Source organism: Solibacillus sp. FSL W8-0474 (assembly GCF_038004065.1).
In the GTDB taxonomy this organism is placed as follows: Bacteria; Bacillota; Bacilli; order Bacillales_A; family Planococcaceae; genus Solibacillus; species Solibacillus faecavium.
Window position 1 is genome coordinate 2906539 of record NZ_JBBOQJ010000001.1, and the last position, 23790, is coordinate 2930328.

The 23790-nt window shown below is 36.5% G+C and carries 24 protein-coding genes; 5 read left to right on the forward strand and 19 right to left on the reverse strand.

All coding sequences use genetic code 11. The annotated features are described in order from the left end of the window. Window positions 1-87 precede the first annotated feature (87 nt). From ytpR to NYE67_RS14640, 5 genes are all read right to left on the reverse strand, one after another. Window positions 88-702, reverse strand: a complete 615-nt coding sequence (gene ytpR / locus NYE67_RS14620; protein ID WP_191700616.1) for a YtpR family tRNA-binding protein — start codon at window positions 700-702, stop codon at window positions 88-90. Next, complete coding sequence (locus tag NYE67_RS14625) at window positions 699-1514, reverse strand: DUF1444 domain-containing protein (RefSeq protein ID WP_340728712.1); 816 nt, start codon at window positions 1512-1514, stop codon at window positions 699-701. Before NYE67_RS14625 ends, ytpR begins: the two co-directional genes overlap by 4 nt. Before the next feature lie 107 nt (window positions 1515-1621). Next, window positions 1622-2140, reverse strand: a complete 519-nt coding sequence (locus NYE67_RS14630) for a hypothetical protein (protein ID WP_340728713.1) — start codon at window positions 2138-2140, stop codon at window positions 1622-1624. A gap of 71 nt (window positions 2141-2211) precedes the next feature. Further along, the gene (locus tag NYE67_RS14635) at window positions 2212-2748 is read right to left on the reverse strand and encodes a DUF84 family protein (RefSeq protein ID WP_339213487.1); all 537 of its coding nucleotides are present in this window, start codon (window positions 2746-2748) and stop codon (window positions 2212-2214) included. Window positions 2749-2891: 143 nt separating this feature from the next. Beyond that, a complete protein-coding gene (locus NYE67_RS14640) occupies window positions 2892-3968 on the reverse strand; it encodes a M42 family metallopeptidase (protein WP_340730348.1) in 1077 nt (358 codons plus the stop codon). Between the two features lie 145 nt (window positions 3969-4113). Here NYE67_RS14640 and NYE67_RS14645 point away from each other — a divergent pair, with 145 nt between their 5' ends. After that, entirely contained in the window at window positions 4114-4428 is a 315-nt protein-coding gene (locus tag NYE67_RS14645) for a hypothetical protein (RefSeq protein ID WP_191700621.1), read from the forward strand. 92 nt (window positions 4429-4520) lie between these two features. On the opposite strand, the gene NYE67_RS14650 is transcribed toward NYE67_RS14645, so the two are convergent. The 6 genes from NYE67_RS14650 to pepV all read right to left on the reverse strand — a co-directional run bounded on the left by NYE67_RS14650 (window position 4521) and on the right by pepV (window position 10445). Continuing rightward, entirely contained in the window at window positions 4521-5381 is an 861-nt protein-coding gene (locus tag NYE67_RS14650) for a YtnP family quorum-quenching lactonase (protein ID WP_340730349.1), read from the reverse strand. 24 nt (window positions 5382-5405) lie between these two features. Beyond that, window positions 5406-6053 carry a tRNA (guanosine(46)-N7)-methyltransferase TrmB gene (gene trmB / locus NYE67_RS14655; RefSeq protein WP_340728716.1) on the reverse strand — a complete coding sequence of 216 codons (648 nt, stop codon included), beginning with the start codon at window positions 6051-6053 and terminating at the stop codon, window positions 5406-5408. Between the two features lie 65 nt (window positions 6054-6118). Further along, window positions 6119-7039: a diacylglycerol/lipid kinase family protein gene (locus NYE67_RS14660; protein ID WP_340728717.1), complete on the reverse strand. Its 921-nt coding sequence runs from the start codon at window positions 7037-7039 to the stop codon at window positions 6119-6121. 3 nt (window positions 7040-7042) lie between these two features. Continuing rightward, entirely contained in the window at window positions 7043-8050 is a 1008-nt protein-coding gene (locus NYE67_RS14665) for a nuclease-related domain-containing protein (protein WP_340728718.1), read from the reverse strand. Between the two features lie 128 nt (window positions 8051-8178). Next, window positions 8179-9030 carry a D-amino-acid transaminase gene (gene dat / locus NYE67_RS14670; RefSeq protein ID WP_340728719.1) on the reverse strand — a complete coding sequence of 284 codons (852 nt, stop codon included), beginning with the start codon at window positions 9028-9030 and terminating at the stop codon, window positions 8179-8181. Window positions 9031-9050: 20 nt separating this feature from the next. Next, the gene (gene pepV, locus NYE67_RS14675; protein ID WP_340728720.1) at window positions 9051-10445 is read right to left on the reverse strand and encodes a dipeptidase PepV; all 1395 of its coding nucleotides are present in this window, start codon (window positions 10443-10445) and stop codon (window positions 9051-9053) included. Between the two features lie 327 nt (window positions 10446-10772). Here pepV and NYE67_RS14680 point away from each other — a divergent pair, with 327 nt between their 5' ends. Beyond that, a complete protein-coding gene (locus NYE67_RS14680) occupies window positions 10773-10994 on the forward strand; it encodes a DeoR family transcriptional regulator (RefSeq protein WP_008408196.1) in 222 nt (73 codons plus the stop codon). Between the two features lie 187 nt (window positions 10995-11181). On the opposite strand, the gene NYE67_RS14685 is transcribed toward NYE67_RS14680, so the two are convergent. Together NYE67_RS14685 and NYE67_RS14690 are read right to left on the reverse strand one after the other, a co-directional pair. After that, window positions 11182-11895 (reverse strand): pseudouridine synthase, encoded by a 714-nt coding sequence (locus tag NYE67_RS14685; protein WP_340730350.1) that lies wholly within the window; start codon window positions 11893-11895, stop codon window positions 11182-11184. Between the two features lie 50 nt (window positions 11896-11945). Continuing rightward, window positions 11946-13562: a putative polysaccharide biosynthesis protein gene (locus NYE67_RS14690; RefSeq protein WP_340728722.1), complete on the reverse strand. Its 1617-nt coding sequence runs from the start codon at window positions 13560-13562 to the stop codon at window positions 11946-11948. 251 nt (window positions 13563-13813) lie between these two features. Here NYE67_RS14690 and NYE67_RS14695 point away from each other — a divergent pair, with 251 nt between their 5' ends. After that, complete coding sequence (locus NYE67_RS14695; RefSeq protein ID WP_339213503.1) at window positions 13814-15076, forward strand: BaiN/RdsA family NAD(P)/FAD-dependent oxidoreductase; 1263 nt, start codon at window positions 13814-13816, stop codon at window positions 15074-15076. Between the two features lie 80 nt (window positions 15077-15156). After that, entirely contained in the window at window positions 15157-15972 is an 816-nt protein-coding gene (locus tag NYE67_RS14700) for a cysteine methyltransferase (protein WP_339213505.1), read from the forward strand. A 37-nt stretch (window positions 15973-16009) separates the two neighbouring features. On the opposite strand, the gene trhA is transcribed toward NYE67_RS14700, so the two are convergent. The 5 genes from trhA to NYE67_RS14725 all read right to left on the reverse strand — a co-directional run bounded on the left by trhA (window position 16010) and on the right by NYE67_RS14725 (window position 19332). Continuing rightward, window positions 16010-16651 (reverse strand): PAQR family membrane homeostasis protein TrhA, encoded by a 642-nt coding sequence (gene trhA, locus NYE67_RS14705; RefSeq protein ID WP_340730351.1) that lies wholly within the window; start codon window positions 16649-16651, stop codon window positions 16010-16012. A gap of 186 nt (window positions 16652-16837) precedes the next feature. After that, window positions 16838-17272, reverse strand: coding sequence for a CoxG family protein (locus NYE67_RS14710; protein WP_340728724.1), 435 nt, complete (start codon window positions 17270-17272; stop codon window positions 16838-16840). Between the two features lie 85 nt (window positions 17273-17357). After that, window positions 17358-17894: a hypothetical protein gene (locus NYE67_RS14715; protein ID WP_340730352.1), complete on the reverse strand. Its 537-nt coding sequence runs from the start codon at window positions 17892-17894 to the stop codon at window positions 17358-17360. 12 nt (window positions 17895-17906) lie between these two features. Then, the gene (locus NYE67_RS14720; RefSeq protein ID WP_340728726.1) at window positions 17907-18833 is read right to left on the reverse strand and encodes a hypothetical protein; all 927 of its coding nucleotides are present in this window, start codon (window positions 18831-18833) and stop codon (window positions 17907-17909) included. Further along, window positions 18814-19332 (reverse strand): sigma-70 family RNA polymerase sigma factor, encoded by a 519-nt coding sequence (locus NYE67_RS14725; protein WP_340728727.1) that lies wholly within the window; start codon window positions 19330-19332, stop codon window positions 18814-18816. Before NYE67_RS14725 ends, NYE67_RS14720 begins: the two co-directional genes overlap by 20 nt. Before the next feature lie 279 nt (window positions 19333-19611). Here NYE67_RS14725 and NYE67_RS14730 point away from each other — a divergent pair, with 279 nt between their 5' ends. Continuing rightward, window positions 19612-21303, forward strand: a complete 1692-nt coding sequence (locus tag NYE67_RS14730) for an HD-GYP domain-containing protein (RefSeq protein ID WP_340730353.1) — start codon at window positions 19612-19614, stop codon at window positions 21301-21303. Window positions 21304-21347: 44 nt separating this feature from the next. Here NYE67_RS14730 and leuS read toward each other — a convergent pair whose 3' ends face one another. Continuing rightward, window positions 21348-23762, reverse strand: coding sequence for a leucine--tRNA ligase (leuS, locus tag NYE67_RS14735; RefSeq protein WP_340730354.1), 2415 nt, complete (start codon window positions 23760-23762; stop codon window positions 21348-21350). Window positions 23763-23790 lie beyond the last annotated feature (28 nt).

Sequence of the window (23790 nt, forward strand, 5' to 3'; positions counted from 1 at the left end):
GTATAAATGCGCTTTGTCGCTAATAATTTTAAACATAAAAAAAGTTAGTATGCGAGACTAGGCTCAACATACTAACTTTAGATTAATTTAACGAGAAGGCATTTCGAACGGACTACCTACTTCAGCAGAATCCTCTAATACTAAAATCCCTTTCACCTCTGGAGCACCTGGAATTGCTAGTTCCCGTGCAGAGCAAAGCATACCAAACGAATCTTCTCCACGTAAATTGCCCTCTTTAATTAATAATCCTGAAGGCATAACTGCACCAACTTTTGCTACTACTACTTTTTGGCCAGCTTCAACATTTGGTGCACCACATACGATTTGTAATGTCTCGTCACCTACATTTACTTTACACACACTTAATTTATCAGCATTTGGGTGTTTTTCTTTCGCTTCTACATAACCTACAACGAATTTAGGGGAGAAATCTACATCCAAAGAAATTTCTGCACCATTAGTCGTTAAGGCTGCCTCTATTTTTTGAACTAATTCAGGAGTAACTTCCACATTGCCTGCTACATCCAATTCTAAATATTTGCTAGCATTAAAAAGATTGAATGCTTTTATTTCTCCAGTTGATTCTTCTTTTAAGATGGCTACGTCACCAGCACGTTCAACCTCTGTTTTTACAATGGATTCTGTTGCTAACTGAACTAATAGGACATCTCCTACATGTGCTTTGTTGTATGCTACTTTCATTTTTCGTCTTGCTCCTTTTTCACTTTGTTTTTTGCTAAAATAAATATTGGTTCTAAATGACCGTTTTCATATACAAATGACAAGCTCGTAATCGGAACCGCGCCAACTGTAAAGAAATGCATTGTCATCTGCGCTAATACATCATACCCTACTTCATTTCGAATATCACCAATAATTAATACATCCTGGTGTGGTACAGATACTGTCATTTCTCCTTCAATTTGACTTTCCATTTCCTTTAAAAAGCTTTCGTTTAATATACGGCTCGCATCATACCCATCATTCTGATTTAAAAAATAATAGATATTGCCTGAAACTTCATCACGTTTAACAGAAGTAGGTAATTTTTTTACAGAAAAACGGGCAGCTTCACGGATCTGCTCCTCTGTAACACTTAATTTGGGCAACATTGATTCATCAATTAAACGATAAGTTGTCCCTAAATCAAGCGCATAATAAATACGAGTTTCTGCAGTGTGGCTAGTCATAACAAAGGCATGACCATCATTTGATTTTTTGGGGAAGGATGTGGAACGAATTATCGGATATACAGAAGCCAATCCTCCAAATCCTTGTTCCTCTTCTCGTTCCATTGCTAAAAAAGTTTGTTCAATTGTATAAACAACTTCATCAATTGCCTGATGCTTCTTCGTTTTGTACTTCGTCACTATTTCCGGTAAAAAAATATCCATTCCTTTACCGATTTTTTTGTGATCCAGACGCAATTTATCATGCTTCTCATCGAATGTGAATGTAAAGTTAGCCTCACCCAATTTAGTTTTCAGTTCAGCCACTAATTGTTTCGAATCCATTCAACCACTCCTTTATCTAATCAAAAACGGCCCACAAATGTGAACCGTTTCATCTACTTCACTATTGTAGCAAAAAAGCAATACGAATACTTTGCTCAATGCTTCAGTTATTCAATAACGTTGACCGTCTTTACAATTTCCATCATTTCTTGAATTTTGATATCCAACTTTTTGTCTTCGGAAATCGTAGATAATTTAACGCCGCCTAAATTTGCAATGAGTTCATATTTCTCTTCAGATTGCTCTACAACTCCCGCAAAGCCAAATAGACCATCTGATTGAAATGTTTTTTCCTGTACAATTTTACCTGTGCTCTCACTCTTGAAAATATCATAATGCAGCTGACTATCACTTGTTTCATTTTCGTTTACAAATAAAATATAAGAATCTTTACCATTTAGAATTGTATAATTTAAATCATCAATTCCTTTTTCAATACTATATCCTGCCGGTAAGTACAGCTCTATATGTCCAATCGATTTATTCACTTCTTTTGGTTCACTACCAAACACCGTTTCGGCATTCTCCATTCCAGCTAAAGCTTGTTCCTCAGCTGATTGTGAACACGCAGTTAATACAGCAACTATTGCGATAAGTATAGCTGCCTGTATCCATTTACGACTCATAGTTTCCCCTCACTTTCATACTTTCTAACGTATCATAATAATTTTCCAACTTGCAAAGCAACGAAAATGATTTACATTTCTTCTTTCTGTTCTTTGCTCATTTTGAATAATACTTGTCCAACCAATAGCTTTACGATATGTTCAAACATTGCTTTACGATCGATTAAATTATGTGTAAAGATGCCTACTGCACCTTGATGTTGACGAATATTTTCGATATTAGTATAGACGTCCATGACAGGTCCAAGTTCCATCCCTACCCGAAGCTCCCGTGCGATTTCTTCAGGCAATGCAAATTGTGCACCAGAGCTGGCAATGACCGTTCCGTCCTTTAAATTTACAGCTCCCCAGTTACAGCAATACATTGTCCCTTCTATCTCATCAACCCCGCCTTCAAGACCAAATGTTATATCGGCATTTGTTTTCATCATTGCATTGCGTGCGCGATTAATGGCACCTTGCCTCGTTTCTTCGTTTGAAAAAGGTTGAACTGATACATCAGAAGGTACATCTATACTTTCCACTGTAGCTTCTGGGAAGAACTGTTTGACAATTACTTCGACAGCGCCGACTTTCGCTTTATTTTTCGTTCCGACTGCTACTTTCATCTTTTCATCTCCAAGTTAATCAATTTAGGAAAAAGTTCTTAAAATCCTTTTCCTTATGTAGATTGCCTATCTCGTCATTTTCACAAAAAAACAAGGATGCAATTATTTCACATCCTTGTATTATAATATATTCTTCTATTTTTTTATACGTTTGCACGTATTGAATCAATTGTGGAACGGTCTGCCGATTGAACTAACTTAACAAGCAACTCTTTTGCCGCTGCATAATCATCCACATGAATAATGGAAGCAGATGTATGAATATAGCGGGAACAAATTCCAATTACAGCAGAAGGGATACCATCATTTTGCGTATGCACTCGACCTGCATCCGTACCACCTGGAGATACGAAATATTGGTAAGGAATTTTATTTGTTTCGGCTGTATCCAATACAAATTCGCGCATCCCTCGGTGAGTCACCATTGAACGGTCAAAAATGCGTAATAACGGACCGTTACCCAATTGTCCGAACTCATTTTTATCACCGGATGTATCATTCGCTGGCGATGCATCTAATGCAAAGAACAAGTCCGGCTTAATCATATTTGCAGAAACTGCCGCTCCGCGTAAACCTACTTCTTCCATGACATTTGCACCCGAATAGATATGGCTGTTCACTTCTGTTCCATGAAGCTCCTTTAAAAGCTCGATTGCCAATCCACAACCGTAACGATTATCCCAAGCTTTTGCCATAATTTTTTTGGGGTTTGCCATCGGTGTAAATGGACATACAGGAATAATTGATTGACCTGGACGTACACCTAATTTTATCGCATCTTCTTTTGAATCTGCTCCGATATCAATCAGCATATTTTTAATATCCATTGGTTTCGAACGCTCCGCATCTGTTAATAAATGTGGAGGAATTGATGCAATGACCCCTGGAATTTCACGTTCTTTAGTATAGACTGTCACACGTTGTGCCAACATTACCTGGTTCCACCAGCCACCAAGAGTTTGGAAGCGAATCATTCCATTGTCAGTGATGGAAGTAACCATGAACGCTACTTCATCCATATGCCCCGCTACTAAAATTTTCGGTGCATTTTCGTCCTTTGCTTGACGTACGCCAAAAATGCCCCCTAAATTGTCCTGAATAATTTCATCGGAATACTTTTCTAATTCTGAACGCATAAAATTACGAACAGCACGTTCATTACCTGGTGCTCCAGGAAGTTCTGTTAACGTTTTAAATAGGGCCAGTGTGTCTTGATTCATTATGTAACACCTCTATAAGTAGATTTGCACTTATTATAACACAAAATTAATTGAGTATTTCGACTTTCGAACCTTCTATTTTTTTTACACTATTTTCAGAGTGTGTTAAAGTAAATATAGTGAATATTTTGAGGAGGTTTTTGGGATGAACTTAAAAGATTTTACAATAGGTCTTGTAACAGGGGTGGCAGCAGCTGTCATCGTAAAGGAAATGAGCAATCGCGTTGCGCCATATGCAAATCCTGATCATATTTTAACAAACATTAAAGATGAATTTAAAAAGCAGGCACCGATTGATGGTTCTTGGATTTATATGAAAACTGAAAACTTCAGTAATGGCTTTACAGAAACACCTGTATATCGTGGTGGTATTTCCCGTACGATGAATGGGGAATTAGAAAATTACGAATTTGCAGCAGATGCCCGTTCAGGTGCAATTGTGGATATTAAACAAGTTTAGAATATAAATGCGATGACGAAATATGTCATCGTATTTTTTGGATGAAAAAAAGCGCCTGCATGAATGAAAAAATCATGTTGGCGCTTTTTTACTTACTTAATTAAAGCCTCTTTCGAACGTTCCAAGCTGTCCGTTATTACTTTTCCTGTTGTATCCCATTGAATCATACGGTAATACGCATCATGGTAGAAAATAAACCGGTAGTTATTTTCGAGTGCTTCTTTCAGTAATTTTTCCTTTGCAAATACGCTTGTCATCGGGTAATCATCATACGCCAATACCCAAAGCGGATTTTGGTGAGCATGCGTTGGCATAATATCCGCCATATGTAGCGCCACTTCACCATTTTGCTCCAGGCGAATAATCGCATGTCCTTCACTATGGCCACCCGTATGAATCATTTTTAAACCTGGTGCTACTTCAAGCTCGCCTTCAAATGTTGAAACTAAATGTTCTACTGGCTCCCAATTTTCTTTCCAATACGTATTTTTCGAGCGAATATTTGGGTTGCGCATTTCATCCCACTCGATTTGTGTTGTGTAAATTACAGCATTCGGGAAGACAGGAACTAGCTTGTCACCTTCCCACTTTGTTAAGCCGCCTGCATGATCGAAATGTAGATGCGTCATTAAGATTGCATCAATATCACTCGGCTGTAATCCAGCTTCAGCTAAGCTTTTTTCAATTGTTGATTCTTCTGAAACACCGAAATTGCGAAGTTGCTTTTCATTTAATTTTCCAGCACCAACACCAGAATCCACTAAATAATTTTTACCCTCGTATTGAATTAAGATTGGTTCACATGCTAATTCAATTTGGTTCAGTTCATTTACTGGATATTTACGAGACCACAGTGCTTTTGGCACTACCCCAAACATTGCCCCGCCATCCAGTGCTGTAACACCCCCATGTAACCATGTTAGTGTCATGTTGTGAAATTCAAATCGATCCATTTCTCCATCCCCCTAAATCATAAATTATTGAGTTTTGAATTGACATTCTAGTCGATAAATTGGTTGACCGAGCTTCGAGAATCTCTCCTCGTACTCTGTCATAATATTATCTTCCGGCATATTCGCATGCAAATCTAACGATACATATTTTAATGCCATGCCGTATTCATTCATACTTACTAGCGAATATTCAAAAAGACCACGGTTATCCGTTTTGAAGTGGATTTCCCCGTTATCGACTAAAACATTTTCATAAATTTTCAAGAAGCCGCCATGTGTTAATCGTCGTTTCGCATGGCGAACTTTAGGCCATGGATCCGAAAAATTTAAATACACACGACTAACATCACCTTTGCCAAAGAACTCTTCTAATTTTTCGCCATTTACTTTCAATAATCGTAAATTTGCAGGCTTATTTGCTGCTACGATTTTTTCTAAGGCACATACTATAACACTATCAAATAATTCAATTCCAATATAATTAATATCAGGGTTTTGAAGAGCCATCCCTAATACAAATTGTCCTTTGCCAGTACCCACTTCAATATGAATTGGGTTGTCATTACCAAATACTTCATTCCATTTCCCTTTATAGTGCTCAGGGTTTGGGATAATCACATCCGGATGTTCCTGAATATAATCTGCTGCCCATGGTTTATGCTTTAATCTCACTTACTTATCCTCATTTCTGTTGTTTGCATGTCTCATATTATAGCTTATAAAATCTATTTTTGCTTTTATTTTGCTAAACTCCATGCTTTTTGATGAACCGATATTTCAATAGTATTCATATGTTGCTGTAATTTTTGTTTTTCCCCATCTGCATGTGCCATAATAGGTTCCTCAAAAAATAACTGTATGCTGTGCGTTGAAAACTGGTGTACTTCTCTCATGCCTGTATGTTTAGCAAAAAATACACTCCCGAAAACAAATAATAATTTCCACTTTGATAAATTGGATACAACTGTAACTTCCAATGTTCCGTCACAAGTGTTGGAAGCTGGAGATAACTTCATCCCACCCCCAAAATACGGCTGGTTGCTAATGGTTGTGAACCAAACATTTTCAAATTGTTGTTCTTTCCCGTCCACAATAATCGTTAAATGAAACGGCTTATATGTAAATAAGGCAGAAATCACATAATACGGATAACTGAGCTTCCCTAACTTCCATCTATTCAGCGATTTTTTCAGTTTGGATTCGTTTGCCTTCATTGCAACAAATGCATCAAAACCGACACCAAAATTATTAATAAAATATTTTGATGTACCATTAAATAGTGCACTCCCATAATCATGTAGGGAACGAGTTGGGTATTTAATAAACTGTTCCAGCTGTTTGCCTGTTTTAAATGTTTCGAAGCCACGGGCAAAGTCATTACCAGAACCTGCTGCAATTACGCCAATATATACATGTTCAAAATGTACGACACCGTTCAAAACTTCATGAACTGTTCCGTCTCCCCCTACCGCTATTAAACAGACCGGATTTTGTTTTGTAGCGCGCTCGGTAATTTCTTTTACGATCAATAACGTATGGCCTGCATATTGTGTCCAATGGGTAGTATACGGCAAAGTTAAATCCTGTTTAAATTGCTCCCAACGCTTTATCCCTCGTCCATTACCGGCATTAGAATTAATAATAAAATGTAATTCCATTTGTTAATCTTCCTTATTGCCATCTGTATTCCAAATATCACGGTTAAACGAAGTCGTTTGAACCGTATTCAAAATAGCCTGTGCGCCGCGTATTTGCATATGCTTCATTGGTGAAACAGAGTGCTTCAAGTAATTCATCCAATCTGGGAATTTTCGTTTATCAACAAATGAAATACCATACATCGTCCCTGGATAATCAATATAGCCATTTCTTGTCAGTAACACTTTACGAATTGGTAGTTCAATATTGTTCTGAGCAAAGATTTGTTCGATTATTTTTTCCATACGGTTTAATTGAATTAGAGGACTTAATAGCTTTTTCTCATTTTTCCCGACTTTTTTAGTCCAGAAACGCTCGCTATTTGCAATAAATACAGCCTGTTCTTCTTGTTCTAATAAAGTAATACATAAGCATTCTGTCGGCGTTAAAATAATAATGTCCAATTCAATTGGTGCTTTTTTCACCCTTAATATTGGGAAGTAAAATATTAAATAATTATCTGGTAATGTTTGTAGCATTGAACGCAACAATGTATCCCGCATAAATTTTGGATCTACATACGATTTTTGACGTAATGTCGAACTTGCCCATTTCATTTGAAAGTGGAAAAACTGATCTATAAACATTTTCTTTAACTCTTCAAGGGTTTGTGGTGTATAGACGATATTCGGTTCAAATAATAACGTTGTTTCCTCTTCTAGAACTTCGTCATTTTCTACTGCCCAATCATTTGAAATCGTTATTTTTTCAATATCTTCTTGTTCTTCATTTTCTTCACTGAGTTTATCTTTTTTAAATGGGAAGATTTTTTGGAACAGTGAAGTTTTCTTCTCCTCCTGAACATTGTCTTCCTCTATATGTTCCCAACGCTCAATCATTTCACCCGTTTGCCATTGATACTTTACCCGATCCCACTGGTTTTGCTTTAAGCGTATAAATTGTGTTGGATAACGTGCTAAATCAATTTCATAACGTGAAATATAATCCTGAAGTTTTACTAACTGAGCCATTTTATCTTCTCCCTAAATTCATTGCTAATCGTTAATACTTATATTTTACAGGTTATTGTGCAAAAAAAATAGCGCATTGCCAATAAGCAATGCGCTAAATTATTTAATTGTTTAGGTGGAGTATTAGGTTATGCATTAATCCCTTTAGGAATTTTTGTTTCGAATTGAGCCTGTAGTTTACGTGTCCATTCACCTGGAGTGCCATTACTAATAACCGTACCATCTATTTCAATAATCGGTGTTATTTCTGATGTTGTTGATGATACGATTACTTCGTCCATTGCAAGTAGCTGCTCTTTCGTCATTGCCTGTTCGTTCACAGGTAAACCAATTTCCGCAGCACATTTAAGGATCACCTGACGTGTAATCCCATTTAAAATTAAATTGTTAGCTGGGTGTGTATAAAGGACACCGTTTTTAATTCCGTAAATGTTAGAAGAAGAGCCTTCTGTAACAGTTTCTTCACGATGTAATATCGCTTCATAGCAGCCTTTTTCATAAGCTTCCTGTTTTGCCAACACTGCACCAAGAAGATTTAATGATTTAATGTCACAACGCAACCAGCGAATATCTTCCACAAATGTAGCTTTTACACCCTTTTCAAAGTTTTCTAATGGGCGTGGATTTTCTTTCGCGTTTCCTGTTAATACCGGCTTCACGTCATCACCAGGGAAAATGTGATTACGTGGACCTGCACCACGTGTAATTTGGAAATAAACATGACCCGTATCAATATTGTTCGCCTCTACAAGTTGATGCAGTAATTGGTGTAATTTATCCTTCGTATATGGAATAGTAATACGAATTTTTTCAGCACTGTCATAAAAACGATTAATATGCTCTGTCGCTGTAAATAGTTCGCCATTATATACTTTCACTACTTCATAAACACCATCGCCAAATTGGTAACCACGATCTTCCTTATCCACTAACACTTCTTCATTTTTTACAATTTGATCATTCCATAAACTAAAGCTCATCTCAAATACCACCTTTATTATTAGTTAGTTGCTAATTTCACAATCGCTTCTGCATAAATAGCAGTCGCTTTTATTAAGTTTTCAATATCTACAAATTCATCTGCCTGGTGTGCAACATCTGGCTCACCAGGGAATAGCATCCCGAATGCCACCCCTTTTTTCATAACGCGTGCATATGTGCCTCCACCAGTTGAAAGCGGCTTCGAGTAATCTTCACTGTATTTACGATACACCTGCAACAATGTTTGGATTAATTCATCTTCCTCGCTAACATAATGTGGGTTTGAGTTACTCACAACATCTAATGTAAACACTTCACCCTGTAACAATAATTGTGCTCTTGTTATTTTCTCTTCAAAAGGGTAAGAAACTGAATAACGCATGCTCACTTCAATTGATGCCCCGTGCTTTTCAAATTTTACTATTCCAGGATTGAATGTTGTTGGACCTGACATTGCATCTTCAAAGTTTAAGTCCAATGCCGTTCCAAAATGATCTTTATCAAAAACGCGAACGATAAAATCAACAAATGACTTACTTTGTTCTGTCGTCAGGATATTTTGTAAAAATTTCGCTAAATAAACCGCTGCATTACGTCCTTTTTCCGGTTCCATCGCATGGGCTGATTTCCCTTTAACAACAATTATAATCCCATTATCTGTTTCTGTGAAAGTACCTTCAACCTGATTTTCTTTTAAATATTTCTGAAAATTCTCACTTGTGCTGTTTTCGGCATATTTTAAAGTAGCGGTTGCTTCGTCTGGTACCATATTTGTTCTTTTTCCTGCATAGAATGTTAGTAGTTGTTCATCGCTTGATGGTTTTTCTTTACTTGTAAACGTTAAATGGGCAATACCCTTTTCAGCATTGATTAGCGGGAAATCTGCATCCGGAGCAAAACCAATTGTCGGCATTTCTTCTTTTTCGAAATAACGTGTCACACATTGGAATCCGCTTTCTTCATCGGTGCCGATAATCATGCGTACACGTTTATTTAAAGGGATTTTGGCATCATGTATAAGTTTCATCGCCATCCAAGCAGCCATTGTCGGGCCTTTATCGTCGATTGCACCGCGACCAAATAATTTCCCGTCTGCTACTTGCCCATCAAATGGAGGATATGTCCAACTTGCAACATCACCGGCAGGTACAACATCGACATGACAAAGCACACCGATTAGTTCTTCGCCTTGTCCCATTTCAATATGACCTGCCATATTGTCAATGTTTTTTGTAGTCATTCCTTGCTCTATACCTTTTTGCAGCATAAAATCCAATGCTGCCTTAGGTCCGGTACCAAAAGGTATTATATCAGAAAAATTAATTTCATCTTTTACACTTTCAATTTGAATTAACTGCTGTAATTCTTGAATGAGCTCTTGTTTTCTTGCTTCTGCCATCTGTAACCAATCCATTAACTGCACCTCATTTTTATAATATTGTTATTGTACTCTTTCTAAACAAAATTACAATAATCATTCGGTATTTTCACAAAGAACTATATTTCTATTAATATTAAAAATATGAATTTTCTGTAAAAATATCAAAAATTGCAACTCAATTCTGGAATTTTATTTAATTTTTCGCTATAATGTATGTGTCGGAACATCTATTCTGACCAAACTTTCAGAAAAGGGGATGTCTAAGGCAAACAACTAAAGCCTAAGTGCACTCCGCACACATTTTGTCGTCCGCTAGTCTTATGCCATGAGAATTTAAGATCGAAGGAGTGGTTTTTAGAAATGAAACCAACTACTGATAGAATGCTTAATCGTATTAAAGACGTGTATATGTTTATCCTCAATAAAGGAGAAGTGACTACACAGGATTTAGTCGAAGAGTTTAACATCACTCCTCGCACCATTCAAAGAGATTTGAATGTGTTAGCCTTCAATGACTTGGTAATGAGTCCAAGTCGGGGTAAATGGACAACGACGAAGAAAAAAGTAAAAATGACATCTTAGAATTCTTGAAAGCGGCTGATTCTTTATTTTGTGAGAAAGGACTAATATTGTCCCAACATAACGTAAGGTGTCGATCAGTTACACAATGAAATATTAGGAACGTTTATTCTTAGTAAACGTTTATCAGTTCTTGATTGAGAGAACTAAAAAGCGAATGCCTTTTCGTCGGGGCATTCGCTTTTACTTTTTATTTATTTGCTGTTAACAGATTAAGTTCCTGTTCTGTCAGCTCACGATATTCACCTAGTGCCAGTTGCTCATCAAGTTGCAATGGTCCCATCGATAAACGTTTTAAGTACGTAACTGTTTTACCAACCGCCTCAAACATACGTTTCACTTGATGAAATTTCCCTTCCTGAATCATGAGCTCAATTTCCGATTGCTCACCTGAGTGTAGTATTTTTAATTCCCCTGGCTTTGTATGATACCCATCGTCCAGTGTAACTCCTTGTGCAAAAGCTTTAATATCCTCTTCCGTTACAACTCCGTCAATTTTGGCATAATACCATTTTGGTACATGCTTTTTTGGAGATAATAAGTTATGTGCTAAGTTCCCGTCATTCGTAATGAGCAGAAACCCTTCTGTATCTTTATCTAGGCGCCCTACAGGAAATGGTTCGAAATGCTGGAAATCCAGGTCTAACAGATCAATAACTGTTTGATCATATTTATCTTCTGTTGCAGAAATAACACCAGGCGGTTTATTCATCATTAAGTATATAAACTCTACATATTCTACACGTTCACCCAATACCGAAACATCCTGCTTTTCAGGATTTACATGCATCGCCGAATCCTTCACTGTAATGCCGTCTACGGTTACAGCTTTTTGCTTTAACAGTTGCTTTACTTCTTTTCGTGAGCCGTAGCCCATATTTGCCAATAATTTATCTAAACGCATAAAGTCCTCCATGTAAAAAGGGGACGCCTTTATTAGAGACGTCCACATTTTTATTTTACTAATCTTAATTTACGTGCGATTTTTGTTAACTTATCACCTAATAAAAGCTGTGCTAACCCTAATTTATAGGATATTGTACCATAAACAATGACACCAACAGCCGCACAAACAATTGCATAAAGCAATGCTAATAGTTTTGATGTTGCAGGTGCAATTGATGATAATGCAGCATGTGTTAATGAAACAGCTAACGCCATTAAAATAGTTAAAATAATAATTAATAATATTCGGCGTACTACAACTTTCGCATTGTAGTTTGTCACTTTGTTTATAACAATAATATTAATAATTATTGTAACACCATAACCAAGCGCTGTAGCTAAAATGGCCCCATCAACAGACATCAAGTGAATAAGTGGCGTATTTAATACCGTCTTTACGAGTAAGCCAACTAATAAACTGAAAATAACCCATTTTTGATAATTGACCCCTTGCAGAATCGCGGCTGTTACAGTAAATAGTGCAAATAAAATGGCCACAGGTGCATAATGACTTAACACTTGTGTTCCCATCTCACTGTAGGAATAGAAGAAATGATATAAGTCTTCCGCTAAAATTGAGATTCCGATCGCGGCCGGTACTGTAATAAACAGTAGCACTTGATATGTTTTATCCATAGCAGAATGTACTTGCCGCAAATTGCCTTCTGTATAAAACTTCGTGACCGTTGGAATAATTGCCATTGAAAACCCTGTCGCCAATACGACTGGAATCATAACAATTTTTTGTGTTAACAAATTAAGCATCGTAAAGTAGGCTTCACTGATGTCTCCTGCTATCCCACTGGCGTTCATTGCACGGATGAATGTCAGCAGGTCCACAAGTTGGAATAAAGAGCTTCCTAAACCAACGAATACAACAGGAATCGAATATTTGAAAATCTCTTTATACATATCTGAATAAGGAAGTCTACGCTCTTTCGGTGCAACAACTTGAACTGCCTTAATATCAGGACGAAGCTTTTTCCAAAAATAAAACAGCGTTACAAGCCCGCCAAGCGCACCTATAAATGCAGCAAATACGGAGAAATTGATTGCTGTTATTTCATCGCCACCCATAACATTGACAACGATAAAAGCACCGCCTAGTAAAAAGACGATACGCACAATTTGCTCAACTAATTGTGAAACAGATGTCGGCAAATAATGCCCGTAACCTTGCAAATACCCCCGCACTAAACTCATGAATGGTACAACAATTAATGCATAGCTTACCCATTGAATAACATTCGCAACTTGCTCGACACTAAACGTCTGATCTTCACTATCAATTACTATATTGGCAAGAGGTGTTGCAAGTAAATTCATTAAAATAAATGCTATGATCCCTGTTAATGTCATTAGGAGAGCACCTGTTTTTACTAAACGACGACCAGCATCAAAATCACCTAATGCATTATATTTCGAAACAAATTTTGATACTGCAATTGGTAAACCCGCAATGGCAATACTTAACATAATGTTATAAGGAATGTAGGCGTAGTTGTACAAGACAATGTTTTCTTCACCTACAATGGCATAAAACGGGAAAATATAAATTAATCCTAAAAGCTTTGATAGAAACAAACCGATAGTTAATATGGCTGTTCCTTTCATTAATGAAGACATGAAATGACCTACCGTTCTATATAAAAATTCTCTTAATATACCTTTTTTTAATCGTTATATCCATTTGCGAAGTCCAATTTTATCCTCGAAAGACAAAGACGGATTGTGCTTCGCTATAGTTCCCGAACATTTCCTTTTACAAGTTTACATGTGAAAGTCCATTTACTCAAATAGTTTCTTCAATTCATGTATAATAAGTAGAAGAAAAATCGTTTAAGAAAATTTGTATAAAAGAGAGTGAGAAATAATATATGTATGATGTGATTGTAATTGGTGGCGGACCATCTGGATTAATGGCAGCTATAGCCGCAGCCGAAAAAAATAGAAAAGTACTCCTACTTGAAAAAGGTTCGAAACTTGGGAAAAAACTCGCAATTTCAGGAGGAGGACGCTGTAACGTAACAAATCGTTTATCAGCAGAAGAAATTATTAAACATATTCCTGGCAATGGTCGCTTTTTATACAGTCCTTTTACAGTTTATAACAATGAAGACATAATTGCATTTTTTGAAGGGCTTGGCGTCCCTTTAAAAGAAGAAGATCACGGTCGCATGTTCCCGGTTTCCGATCGTGCACAGGATGTTGTCGATGCACTCGTAAATGAAATGAAGCGTCTGAAAGTGGAAGTGCGCCTGCATACAGCGGTTAATAAACTTTTAATGGATGAGGAAAAAATTTATGGTGTTCGTTTGGAAAGTGGCGATGAAATCCGCGCAAATGCTGTAGTTGTAGCAGTTGGTGGGAAAGCTGTTCCACAAACGGGTTCAACCGGTGATGGTTATCCTTGGGCAGAACGTGCGGGTCATACAGTTACGACTTTATACCCGACAGAAGTACCTGTTACATCAAAGGAACCATTTATCCAATCCCGTGAATTACAAGGATTAGCATTACGAAATGTTGCTGTTTCAGTGCTTAACAAAAAAGGGAAAGTTCTCGTTACCCATCAAATGGATATGTTATTTACACACTTTGGATTAAGTGGTCCCGCAATATTACGTTGCAGTCAGTTTATAGTAAAGGAGCAGCTGAAAACCGGTAGCGCTCCTGTGCAAGTACGTATTCAGTCATTGACTGACTATAATGAAGAGACATGTTTCCAAATGTTAAATAAGACGATTAAAGATGAACCGAAAAAGGCTGTTAAAAATTTATGGAAGTCACTAGTACCAGAACGTTGGTTATTATTCTTATTGGAACGAGCCGACATTGACGCTACATTAACTGGCATTGAATTATCTCAAGAGAAAATTCGCAATCTCGCACGTGAACTTGTTGCATTTACGATGGATGTTCATGGCACCCAGCCAATCGAAAAGGCATTCGTCACAGGCGGCGGGATTTCTGTAAAGGAAATTGAACCTAAAACGATGGCTTCCAAGAAAAAGCCGGGGTTATTTTTCTGTGGGGAAATTTTAGATATTCATGGCTATACGGGCGGCTATAATATTACCTCAGCACTTGTAACTGGAAGAATAGCAGGAATGAGTGCTGGTGAAATCAAACATTTATAATTTTTATCACAAAAATACTAGTACTCCCAATAATTCCCTAGTATCATAAAAGGTATGTACACTCAGGAGGACATGATGCGATGCATAATTCCGAAACAAAACAAACAATGCTCTTTTTAGCATCAGACGAGCTTATGCAAACTCATTTGACTTGCAAAAAAATTAGCGACAGTAATAAAGATGAATTTACTTTTTCCATAAAGGCTTTTTGCTATATCGAAAAAAATGAATCCTATGCCAAAAACGTACCGTTAAAATTGACTCTCGGTTTAAATAAAAAAGGCCTAGGGATGTCACTGGCTATCGATTTAGCAAATATACCAAATGTTTTTCCAATGCAATTAAAAAAAATAATTGAGCACATTCAAAAAAGCCCGACGCTCTTACAAAGTGTATGTCAACACCTTGATAAAATTGCTGTTTCATCATCAATTGAAGAAGCTGTCCAAGCTAAACTTGCCAAACATTTTCTAATTGAAAATGCACCGCAAGGAATTACGAGCTATACAACGAATCGGCAAGCGAACCAACTCTATTGGCTTATGGACCAGAATCAAATAATTTCCAGTATAAGTCCTTTTAAAATAGATGGTGAAGGTGGACATATAGCATTTACAGTACAGATTGGCTTTAAGCATGAATTTATTATGCAATGTTATGAAGTGGAATGCATGATGCATTTATTTAATGAAGAGGACAAACTAGGCTATTATTTTGAACTGTATTTGGATCAGGAAAACTATCATCATCAGCTTTTGTACGATGCATTGCCTGATCAATTTATGGACAACAAAGTGTTTTTAAATCAAGTATTGGAAGAAATGAAAAAACGAAACGAAGAACAATATAACGATTACTTACAAGACTTAATCGAAAAATTCACAGCTAGCATCTAAAAAGAGTCAATCCGGAAAGTCGGATTGACTCTTTATTTTATACATATAAGTAAACAGCTAAAAACATTGCCACACTGCCTCCCATGACAAATAAATGCCAAATTGCATGGTTATATGGAATACGGTTATTTTTGTAGAAATACGTACCGACTGTGTAGGATAAACCACCGATTAATAAAGTAGTAAAACCAGCTATTCCTATATGCGCATATAAAGGCTTTGCTACAAAAATGACGATCCAGCCCATTCCGATATATACAAACAGTGACAACATTTTAAATCGGTGAACGAAAAATTGTTTTAGTACTATTCCGATTGTCGCCAAAATCCATTGAATGGCAAAAATAGTCCATCCTAATTTACCACCTATAGCAACTAATGCAATGGGTGTGTATGTCCCAGCAATTAATAAAAAAATAGAACTGTGATCGAGCTTTTTCAGAAATGTTTTATGTGACGGCCATGAATGATACATTGTTGATGCAAAATATAAGCAGAACATGGATATCCCAAAAATAACATAGCTAATTAACTCGATTGTCGAGCCCTGATTTTGCGCTTTATTAATAAGCATCAATGTAGCAGGGATTGTCATAACAGCCGCTATTCCATGTGTGAGGCCATTCCAAAATTCTTCCTTCGTACTATACTTACCTTGTTCAAACATGATTTGTGTCATAAAGCCACCTCTTCCTTCTTTCCAGTATAAAAAATAACAAGTACCTGTTATAGAGGTAGTTGTCATTAGTTCCATATGATAGTTATCATGATAAAAGCTTTTATAAAGTGATATCCATAAAAGCTATACCCACTTATACGCAAATAAAAAACTCACCTGAACTAATTTTCCAAGTGAGTCGATTTTTTATGCTTGTATGTGACGAGCGATTTTTTCCGTTAGACGCGTTGTCACTTTTGGTAACAATACTTTTATAGCTGGATTTAATACCGCTCCGGAAAGTCCGCCTGCTGTAACTTCCACCTTACATGTCATATATGTACCACCATCTTTAGGCTCCGCTGTAAATTCACCGCCGCCTTTAAAATTATCTGAAAGACCTTTAATTTCAAATTTGATTTGAGATGGCTCGTTCATTTCTATAATTTTTATTTCAAGTTCTACTTTTTTCGTTAACCCTTTAAAATTCCCTTCGAATGTCCAGTGAGAAGTTTGGGAATCCACTTCCTTATGCTCTTTATAAGCAGGTACCAACACTGCCCATTTCTCAATTTTACTAACGAAAGCCCATACTGTTTCCTGATGCACTGGGATTTGTACTGAATGTGATGCTTGTGCCATTGTTACTACACTTCTTTCTTCATAAATCGTTAAATGATGTCATTTACTTTTCTAGTATTACATAGAAAATGTTTTGGCAACATAGTTATTTTTGCCCTTCATGCAACAATAGGGCTGCCTTTTTCAGTTCTTCGGCAGGCACATCTACTGAATATCTCGTTGCTTCCTCACTAAATGAAACATTACCGATGTTTAAAGTCATAAGAGGTACGCCTTCCAACTTCACTTCCAGTTGTGAAAAAGACTGTGGAATCCCCTCTAATTCAGCTTTCGTTGCTCTTACATGAATTTTCATCGCATAATATACTAAATCTTCTATTTCAAAACGTTCCCCAATTACTAAACTTGCTTTAGGCAAAGTGAAATTATTCTCAACCGTTTTAAATGTAATATACGTTTCGTTTCTCTTTAGAAAAGCGGCCTGTTCGTAAGTTGTAACAAAATTAATTTTGAACTCATTGCTCGATGGATAAGTTTTTAGTGTAATATTATTCGGAACTTCCTGTACAAGGCGCTCATTAAAAGGATAATCTTTTTCCACAGGATAAGGCTCCTTTGCACTCATATCTGCACTGCACCCGACAAGAAACAAAATAAGTGACATCCATATTAACTGTTTCATTTGATTCCCTCCTTAACCGAATGTGATGACTATCCATAAAAATACAGCCAATAACCCCATCCCAATCCATTCATAAATTTGTTGATTTTTCGTTTTTATCGACTTATCAAATTGATAAGATCCTACTAGCAACCCACTAGCAAATATAAAAAACAGCACACTTTTATGCATTAAATACTCATTTTCTCGCAAATAATGAGCAGATAACTGTAGTGGAATAACAATTGCAAGAAAAATCACTGTCCCTTTCCAGCTTCGCTTCTCATCTCGTTTTTGCTTTGGGATTTTTAATACAAATTTTAAAATATAAGCTAATGCGAGAATTACGCCACCCAGTATCACTATCTCCATAAAATCAAAACCCGCATCATCTATTTTTTTATCCCACACAGAATAATTTACTGCTGATGTATCTTCTAGTTTATAAAAAAGTTTTGTATGCACATCTTCAACGACATACCATCCGTCATACTTAGAAATTTTCAGTTTCAACTGCTCACCATTGGACATCACAACGAGCACATCTTTCCCTAAACCAAAACTGTAAGGTCGTTCCATTAGCTTCATATCATGTAAAAGTATATTCATATTTTGCACATCAATATCTTTTTTGAATGCATGAACTTGTGTATAATAGCTTGAATCCCGTGCAAAAAATTGATCTCTTTGGCTATATTTCGAGCTTATATAGAACTCTTCCACCGTAGCTTCTTCAATCAGCTGTTCAAACGGTGTGGCACTTTGAACAGGAGGCTCCACTTGACTAGGTCCAGCTAACAGAAGAATTAACACAACAGCACAAAACGAAACTGCTGTAAACGCATAGCGCCAGTTAAACGATCTTTTCGATGCTTTACGCAATATTCTATTTTTCATTTCGGGAGTAAATTTTTGCTCCTCTCCAATGTAGCGGTCTATTTCACCCTTCCATTTCGTCATTTAGCAGCACCTCCCATTCAATATTTACTAATAACGGCTTTAACTTTTCACGACCGCGTACAAGCCTCGTTTTAACCGTATTCTCACTCAGTTGTAAAAGCTCCGACATTTCTTTGATTTTATAATCATCATAATAATATAAAATAAGTACCTCTCTATATTTAACAGGGAGTTGCAGTAATGCCGCTACAAGTTCGGATTGTTCCTCTTCTTGAATTTTCACCTGTTCAATGGAGGGAGTAGCAAGTCTTTTAGGGAGAACATGTGCCATCTTGCGTTTCCAACTTCTTAAATAGTCATGACTTTTATGTATCGTAATTTTCACTAAATAGGTTTTTAGCGAGGAACGACCTTCAAACCGCTCTTGCTGTTTGTAATATGCTAAAAACGTATCTTGTACGACTTCCTCTGCAACTGCCCAATCTTTCACATATAAATAGGCAACACGTATGCAATATTCCCCATAGGCATCCATTACTTCTTCTAAATGTTCCGACACTGCCCCACCCCTTTCTCTTTTTCTTTATAGTCGTAATTCTTTTGGAATAAGTTTCAAATTTCTAAAATTCATTTAACGACATTGTAATTAATCCATTTCTACTGTGAATACGTTATAAACCTTTTATACTACGTTTCTGCCATGTTTTTAAAAAATATAAAGTACTTATTTATTAAATTTTTAAAAATATTCAATAAATAAATATCCAAACATTCAGAACTTTACCATATAATAATAATTATATTGTATAAATTAGATTACTTATAGGAGGTGTAACGAATGCCAAATATTGAAAAGCTCTTAATCCAGGATGTCGAGCCTGGCGATGTTCTTGCAGAAGATGTTTTTATTAACCGTACATTATTCATGAAAAAAGACAGTATTTTAACAGCAAAAGCTCTGGAATTACTAAAAAAGAAAAGCATAAAATACCTTTCCATTTATTATAAAGAAAAATCTGCAAATCCCTTTGACTTCCCAGTATCATTAGAAGATACACACATTAATTTTTCCGATAGCTCTTTAAGCGGGAACGGGGATGAATTTAACTTTTACGCTATTTTAGCAGAACTCGATATTGAAATCCGATACGGTCAACTTTTAAAAGATGAAGGAAATATTGATTATTTACAAATAATTTTTGAAGATATTTTATCTAACTCTGCAAATAAATACTGCTTGTCTCAATTGAAAAAATGGGATTATCATTCCTATTTACACAGTATCGATGTTTTTATTATTGGAACGCTATTTGCTCGCCACTTAAAAATTGAACATGTAGAAAAGCTAGCTCTGGGGTACTTGTTGCATGATATCGGAAAGTTAAAGATACCACAGCAACTCCTTCAAAAACCTGGTCGTCTTACTGCAAAGGAATTTGACCTGATGAAAAAACATACTTTATATGGCGAGGCAATTCTTAAACAAATAGGTCTATCTGATTTTTCCTATTTGGCTAAATCCCATCATGAACGTAGAAATGGTGAAGGCTATCCGGAGAGTATGCAAATAAATTCCAAGGCAGAGCTCGAACTTTTGCAAATAATCGACGTGTATTCAGCGATTACAATGAAACGTCCATACCGTGATGCAATGCGTGCTGCAGATGCATTTAGTTTACTTTATAGAGATGAAGAAAAGTATAATAGTATACTGTTAACTGAATTTGTGGATTTTATTGGCATTTACCCTGAGAATTCGATTGTACTATTATCAAATGGCCATAATGCACTTGTCCAAAAGGCAAATCCACAGTTCCCCACTTCACCAAGAGTTAAATGTATGGAAACGAACATTTCATTTCATATTTCTATAAACAACGATATTACGATTTTGAAAATGGTTGCTTATCAAACAGAGGATAAAATCGAATTATTAAATCTATTTTATAATGAGTTAGTGAGTGCAAATGTTGAAAATGCAAAAAAAACTTATTTAAAAATTGTAGATAATTTTACTATAGAAGAATATTTCACTAAAATATTTATACCTGTTTATCAGATTTTAAATTTACTGAAGATGCAAAAAGCTATTACTAATACGAAATATGAGCAAGTTGTAGAGTATATGGAACAATTAATGCAGCATAAAGTCGATGAACTGATTGAAAACGATTCATATCATGATCATGTTTTAATTCTAATTGATGACCATGTTCAAAATGATTATTTTTTCAAAGTATTTATAGGCTTAATTCATAATAATCGAATATTTCCTCATGTTATGCCGGTGCATTCCAGTCTGGAAATGATCTTAACAAAGCTTGATACACAAAACTTTTCTAGAACCTGTATCATTACGTGCGGAAATACAGATACGCTATTACTTTCATATTTACCGAATATGTATGAAATGCCGCAAAGGAAAATTGAAAAGTATTTAATTGATTTAATAGGTGACAATAAAGACAATTTTGATTTTCATTATCTTTTGGAAAGAATCGGTGTTCCATCATCAACTATAATCCATTAAAAAAAGTCTGCTCAAAATGCGAGCAGACTTTTTTGTTTTAATATTTATTTAATAACGATATTGACTAATTTCCCTGGAATAACAATTACTTTGACAACTGTTTTTCCTTCAATGAATTCTTGTACTTTGCTATCGGCTAAAGCCACTTTTTCCAAGTCTTCTTTTGAGATATCTTTTGCTACTGTTACTTTCGCACGTACTTTACCTAATACTTGAACAACTACTTCGATTTCGTCATCTACTAGTTTTGCTTCGTCATATGTTGGCCATGTAGCATACGTAATTGTGTCTTCATGTCCTAAAATTGTCCAAAGCTCTTCCGCGATATGTGGTGCGATTGGTGATAATAGTTTGACGAACCCTTTTGCATATTCAACAGGGATCACTTCCGCTTTGTAGCAATCATTAATGAATACCATCATTTGTGAAATAGCAGTGTTGAAGCGAATACCTTCATAGTCATCTGTCACTTTTTTCACAGTTTGGTGATACACTTTTTCCAATGTTGTGTCATTAGAATCTTGAATTTTTGTTGCAAGTTTTCCTTCTTCTGTTACAAATAGACGCCAAATGCGATCTAAGAAACGACGTGCTCCGTCAAGACCGTTTGTGCTCCATGCTACAGATGCTTCTAATGGACCCATGAACATTTCGTATAAACGTAATGTATCTGCACCATGTGACTCAATAATATCGTCCGGGTTTACAACGTTCCCTTTTGATTTCGACATCTTTTCGTTACCTTCACCTAAAATCATCCCTTGGTTGAATAATTTTTGGAATGGTTCCTTCGTATGCACAACACCTAAATCGTAAAGGACTTTATGCCAGAAGCGCGCGTACAGTAAGTGAAGTACAGCATGCTCTGCACCACCGATATAAATATCAACTGGTAACCAGCGCTTTAGTAATTCAGGATCTGCAAGTGCCTGATCGTTTTTCGGATCGATATAGCGTAAGAAGTACCATGAAGAACCGGCCCATTGAGGCATTGTATTCGTTTCACGACGACCTTTTTTACCTGTTACAGGATCAACTACATTTACCCATTCTCCAATATTTGCCAGTGGTGATTCTCCTGTACCTGAAGGACGGATGTTTGTTGTTTTTGGTAATTCTAATGGCAGCTCTTCTACAGGAATTGTTGTCATTGTGCCATCTTCCCAGTGAATTACTGGGATTGGCTCGCCCCAATAACGTTGGCGGCTGAATAACCAGTCACGTAGACGGTAAGTAATTTTCTTTTCCCCTACGCCATTTTCTACTAACCAATCAATCGCTGCCTTAATGCCATCTTCTTTATTTAAGCCATTTAGGAATTCAGAGTTAATATGTGCACCATCCCCGACGAAGGCCTCGATTTCGATATCTCCACCTTCAAGTACTTGGACGATTTCTAAATTAAACTCTTTTGCGAATTCGTAGTCACGCTCATCATGTGCTGGAACAGCCATAATTGCACCTGTACCGTATGTTGACAATACATAATCTGCAATCCAGATTGGCACTTCTTTGCCGTTGATTGGATTTACTGCATATGCACCAGTGAATACACCTGTTTTTTCTTTTGCTAAATCTGTACGCTCAAGGTCAGATTTTAATGATACTTTCTCTAAGTATGCTTCTACCGTTGCACGTTGCTCTGGAGTAGTTATTTCAGCTACTAGTTTATGTTCTGGTGCCAATACACAATAAGTAGCACCGAATAAAGTATCAGGGCGTGTAGTAAATACTTCGAATCCTTTGTCTGTACCAGCCACTGTGAATTTCACTTGAGCTCCTTCAGAACGACCAATCCAGTTACGTTGCATTTCTTTAATCGATTCCGGCCAATCAACATCGACTAAATCATCAACTAGACGGTCTGCGTATTTCGTAATGCGCAGTACCCATTGTCGCATCGGACGACGTACTACAGGGTGACCACCGCGCTCAGAAAGTCCGTCGATTACTTCTTCGTTTGCAAGAACTGTACCTAAAGCTTCACACCAGTTCACGGCAACTTCATCAACATAAGCTAAATCCATTTCCACTAATTTTGTGAAAATCCATTGTGTCCATTTGTAATAAGACGGATCTGTTGTATTAATTTCACGGTCCCAGTCATAAGAGAAACCTAGTTCATTAATTTGACGTTTAAATGTTTCAATGTTTTTTGCCGTAAATTCAGCAGGGTCATTCCCCGTGTCTAATGCGTATTGCTCTGCTGGTAAACCAAATGCATCCCATCCCATTGGATGAAGAACATTATAGCCTTGCATACGTTTAAAACGAGATAAAATATCTGTCGCTGTATAGCCCTCAGGGTGTCCTACGTGTAGACCGGCACCCGATGGATATGGGAACATATCCAAAGCATAAAATTTTGGTTTATCCACTTCATTTTCCGTTTTGAATGTTTTATTTTCATCCCAAAACGCTTGCCACTTTTTCTCAATCTCTTGATGATTAAAACTCACAATAACTCCTCCTTTAAACTCATTCTTG

Coding starts and splice junctions, on each gene's coding strand:
- NYE67_RS14690 (WP_340728722.1), bottom strand. CDS start 13,562: ATGTCTTCATTAATGAAAGGAACAGCCATATTAACTATCGGTTTGTTT.
- pepV (WP_340728720.1), bottom strand. CDS start 10,445: ATGGATTGGTTACAGATGGCAGAAGCAAGAAAACAAGAGCTCATTCAA.
- NYE67_RS14680 (WP_008408196.1), top strand. CDS start 10,773: ATGAAACCAACTACTGATAGAATGCTTAATCGTATTAAAGACGTGTAT.
- NYE67_RS14730 (WP_340730353.1), top strand. CDS start 19,612: ATGCCAAATATTGAAAAGCTCTTAATCCAGGATGTCGAGCCTGGCGAT.
- NYE67_RS14640 (WP_340730348.1), bottom strand. CDS start 3,968: ATGAATCAAGACACACTGGCCCTATTTAAAACGTTAACAGAACTTCCT.
- NYE67_RS14645 (WP_191700621.1), top strand. CDS start 4,114: ATGAACTTAAAAGATTTTACAATAGGTCTTGTAACAGGGGTGGCAGCA.
- dat (WP_340728719.1), bottom strand. CDS start 9,030: ATGAGCTTTAGTTTATGGAATGATCAAATTGTAAAAAATGAAGAAGTG.
- NYE67_RS14685 (WP_340730350.1), bottom strand. CDS start 11,895: ATGCGTTTAGATAAATTATTGGCAAATATGGGCTACGGCTCACGAAAA.
- NYE67_RS14660 (WP_340728717.1), bottom strand. CDS start 7,039: ATGGAATTACATTTTATTATTAATTCTAATGCCGGTAATGGACGAGGG.
- NYE67_RS14720 (WP_340728726.1), bottom strand. CDS start 18,833: ATGACGAAATGGAAGGGTGAAATAGACCGCTACATTGGAGAGGAGCAA.
- NYE67_RS14695 (WP_339213503.1), top strand. CDS start 13,814: ATGTATGATGTGATTGTAATTGGTGGCGGACCATCTGGATTAATGGCA.
- NYE67_RS14635 (WP_339213487.1), bottom strand. CDS start 2,748: ATGAAAGTAGCAGTCGGAACGAAAAATAAAGCGAAAGTCGGCGCTGTC.
- NYE67_RS14630 (WP_340728713.1), bottom strand. CDS start 2,140: ATGAGTCGTAAATGGATACAGGCAGCTATACTTATCGCAATAGTTGCT.
- NYE67_RS14665 (WP_340728718.1), bottom strand. CDS start 8,050: ATGGCTCAGTTAGTAAAACTTCAGGATTATATTTCACGTTATGAAATT.
- NYE67_RS14710 (WP_340728724.1), bottom strand. CDS start 17,272: ATGGCACAAGCATCACATTCAGTACAAATCCCAGTGCATCAGGAAACA.
- trhA (WP_340730351.1), bottom strand. CDS start 16,651: ATGACACAAATCATGTTTGAACAAGGTAAGTATAGTACGAAGGAAGAA.
- NYE67_RS14650 (WP_340730349.1), bottom strand. CDS start 5,381: ATGGATCGATTTGAATTTCACAACATGACACTAACATGGTTACATGGG.
- NYE67_RS14715 (WP_340730352.1), bottom strand. CDS start 17,894: ATGAAACAGTTAATATGGATGTCACTTATTTTGTTTCTTGTCGGGTGC.
- NYE67_RS14700 (WP_339213505.1), top strand. CDS start 15,157: ATGCATAATTCCGAAACAAAACAAACAATGCTCTTTTTAGCATCAGAC.
- ytpR (WP_191700616.1), bottom strand. CDS start 702: ATGAAAGTAGCATACAACAAAGCACATGTAGGAGATGTCCTATTAGTT.
- NYE67_RS14625 (WP_340728712.1), bottom strand. CDS start 1,514: ATGGATTCGAAACAATTAGTGGCTGAACTGAAAACTAAATTGGGTGAG.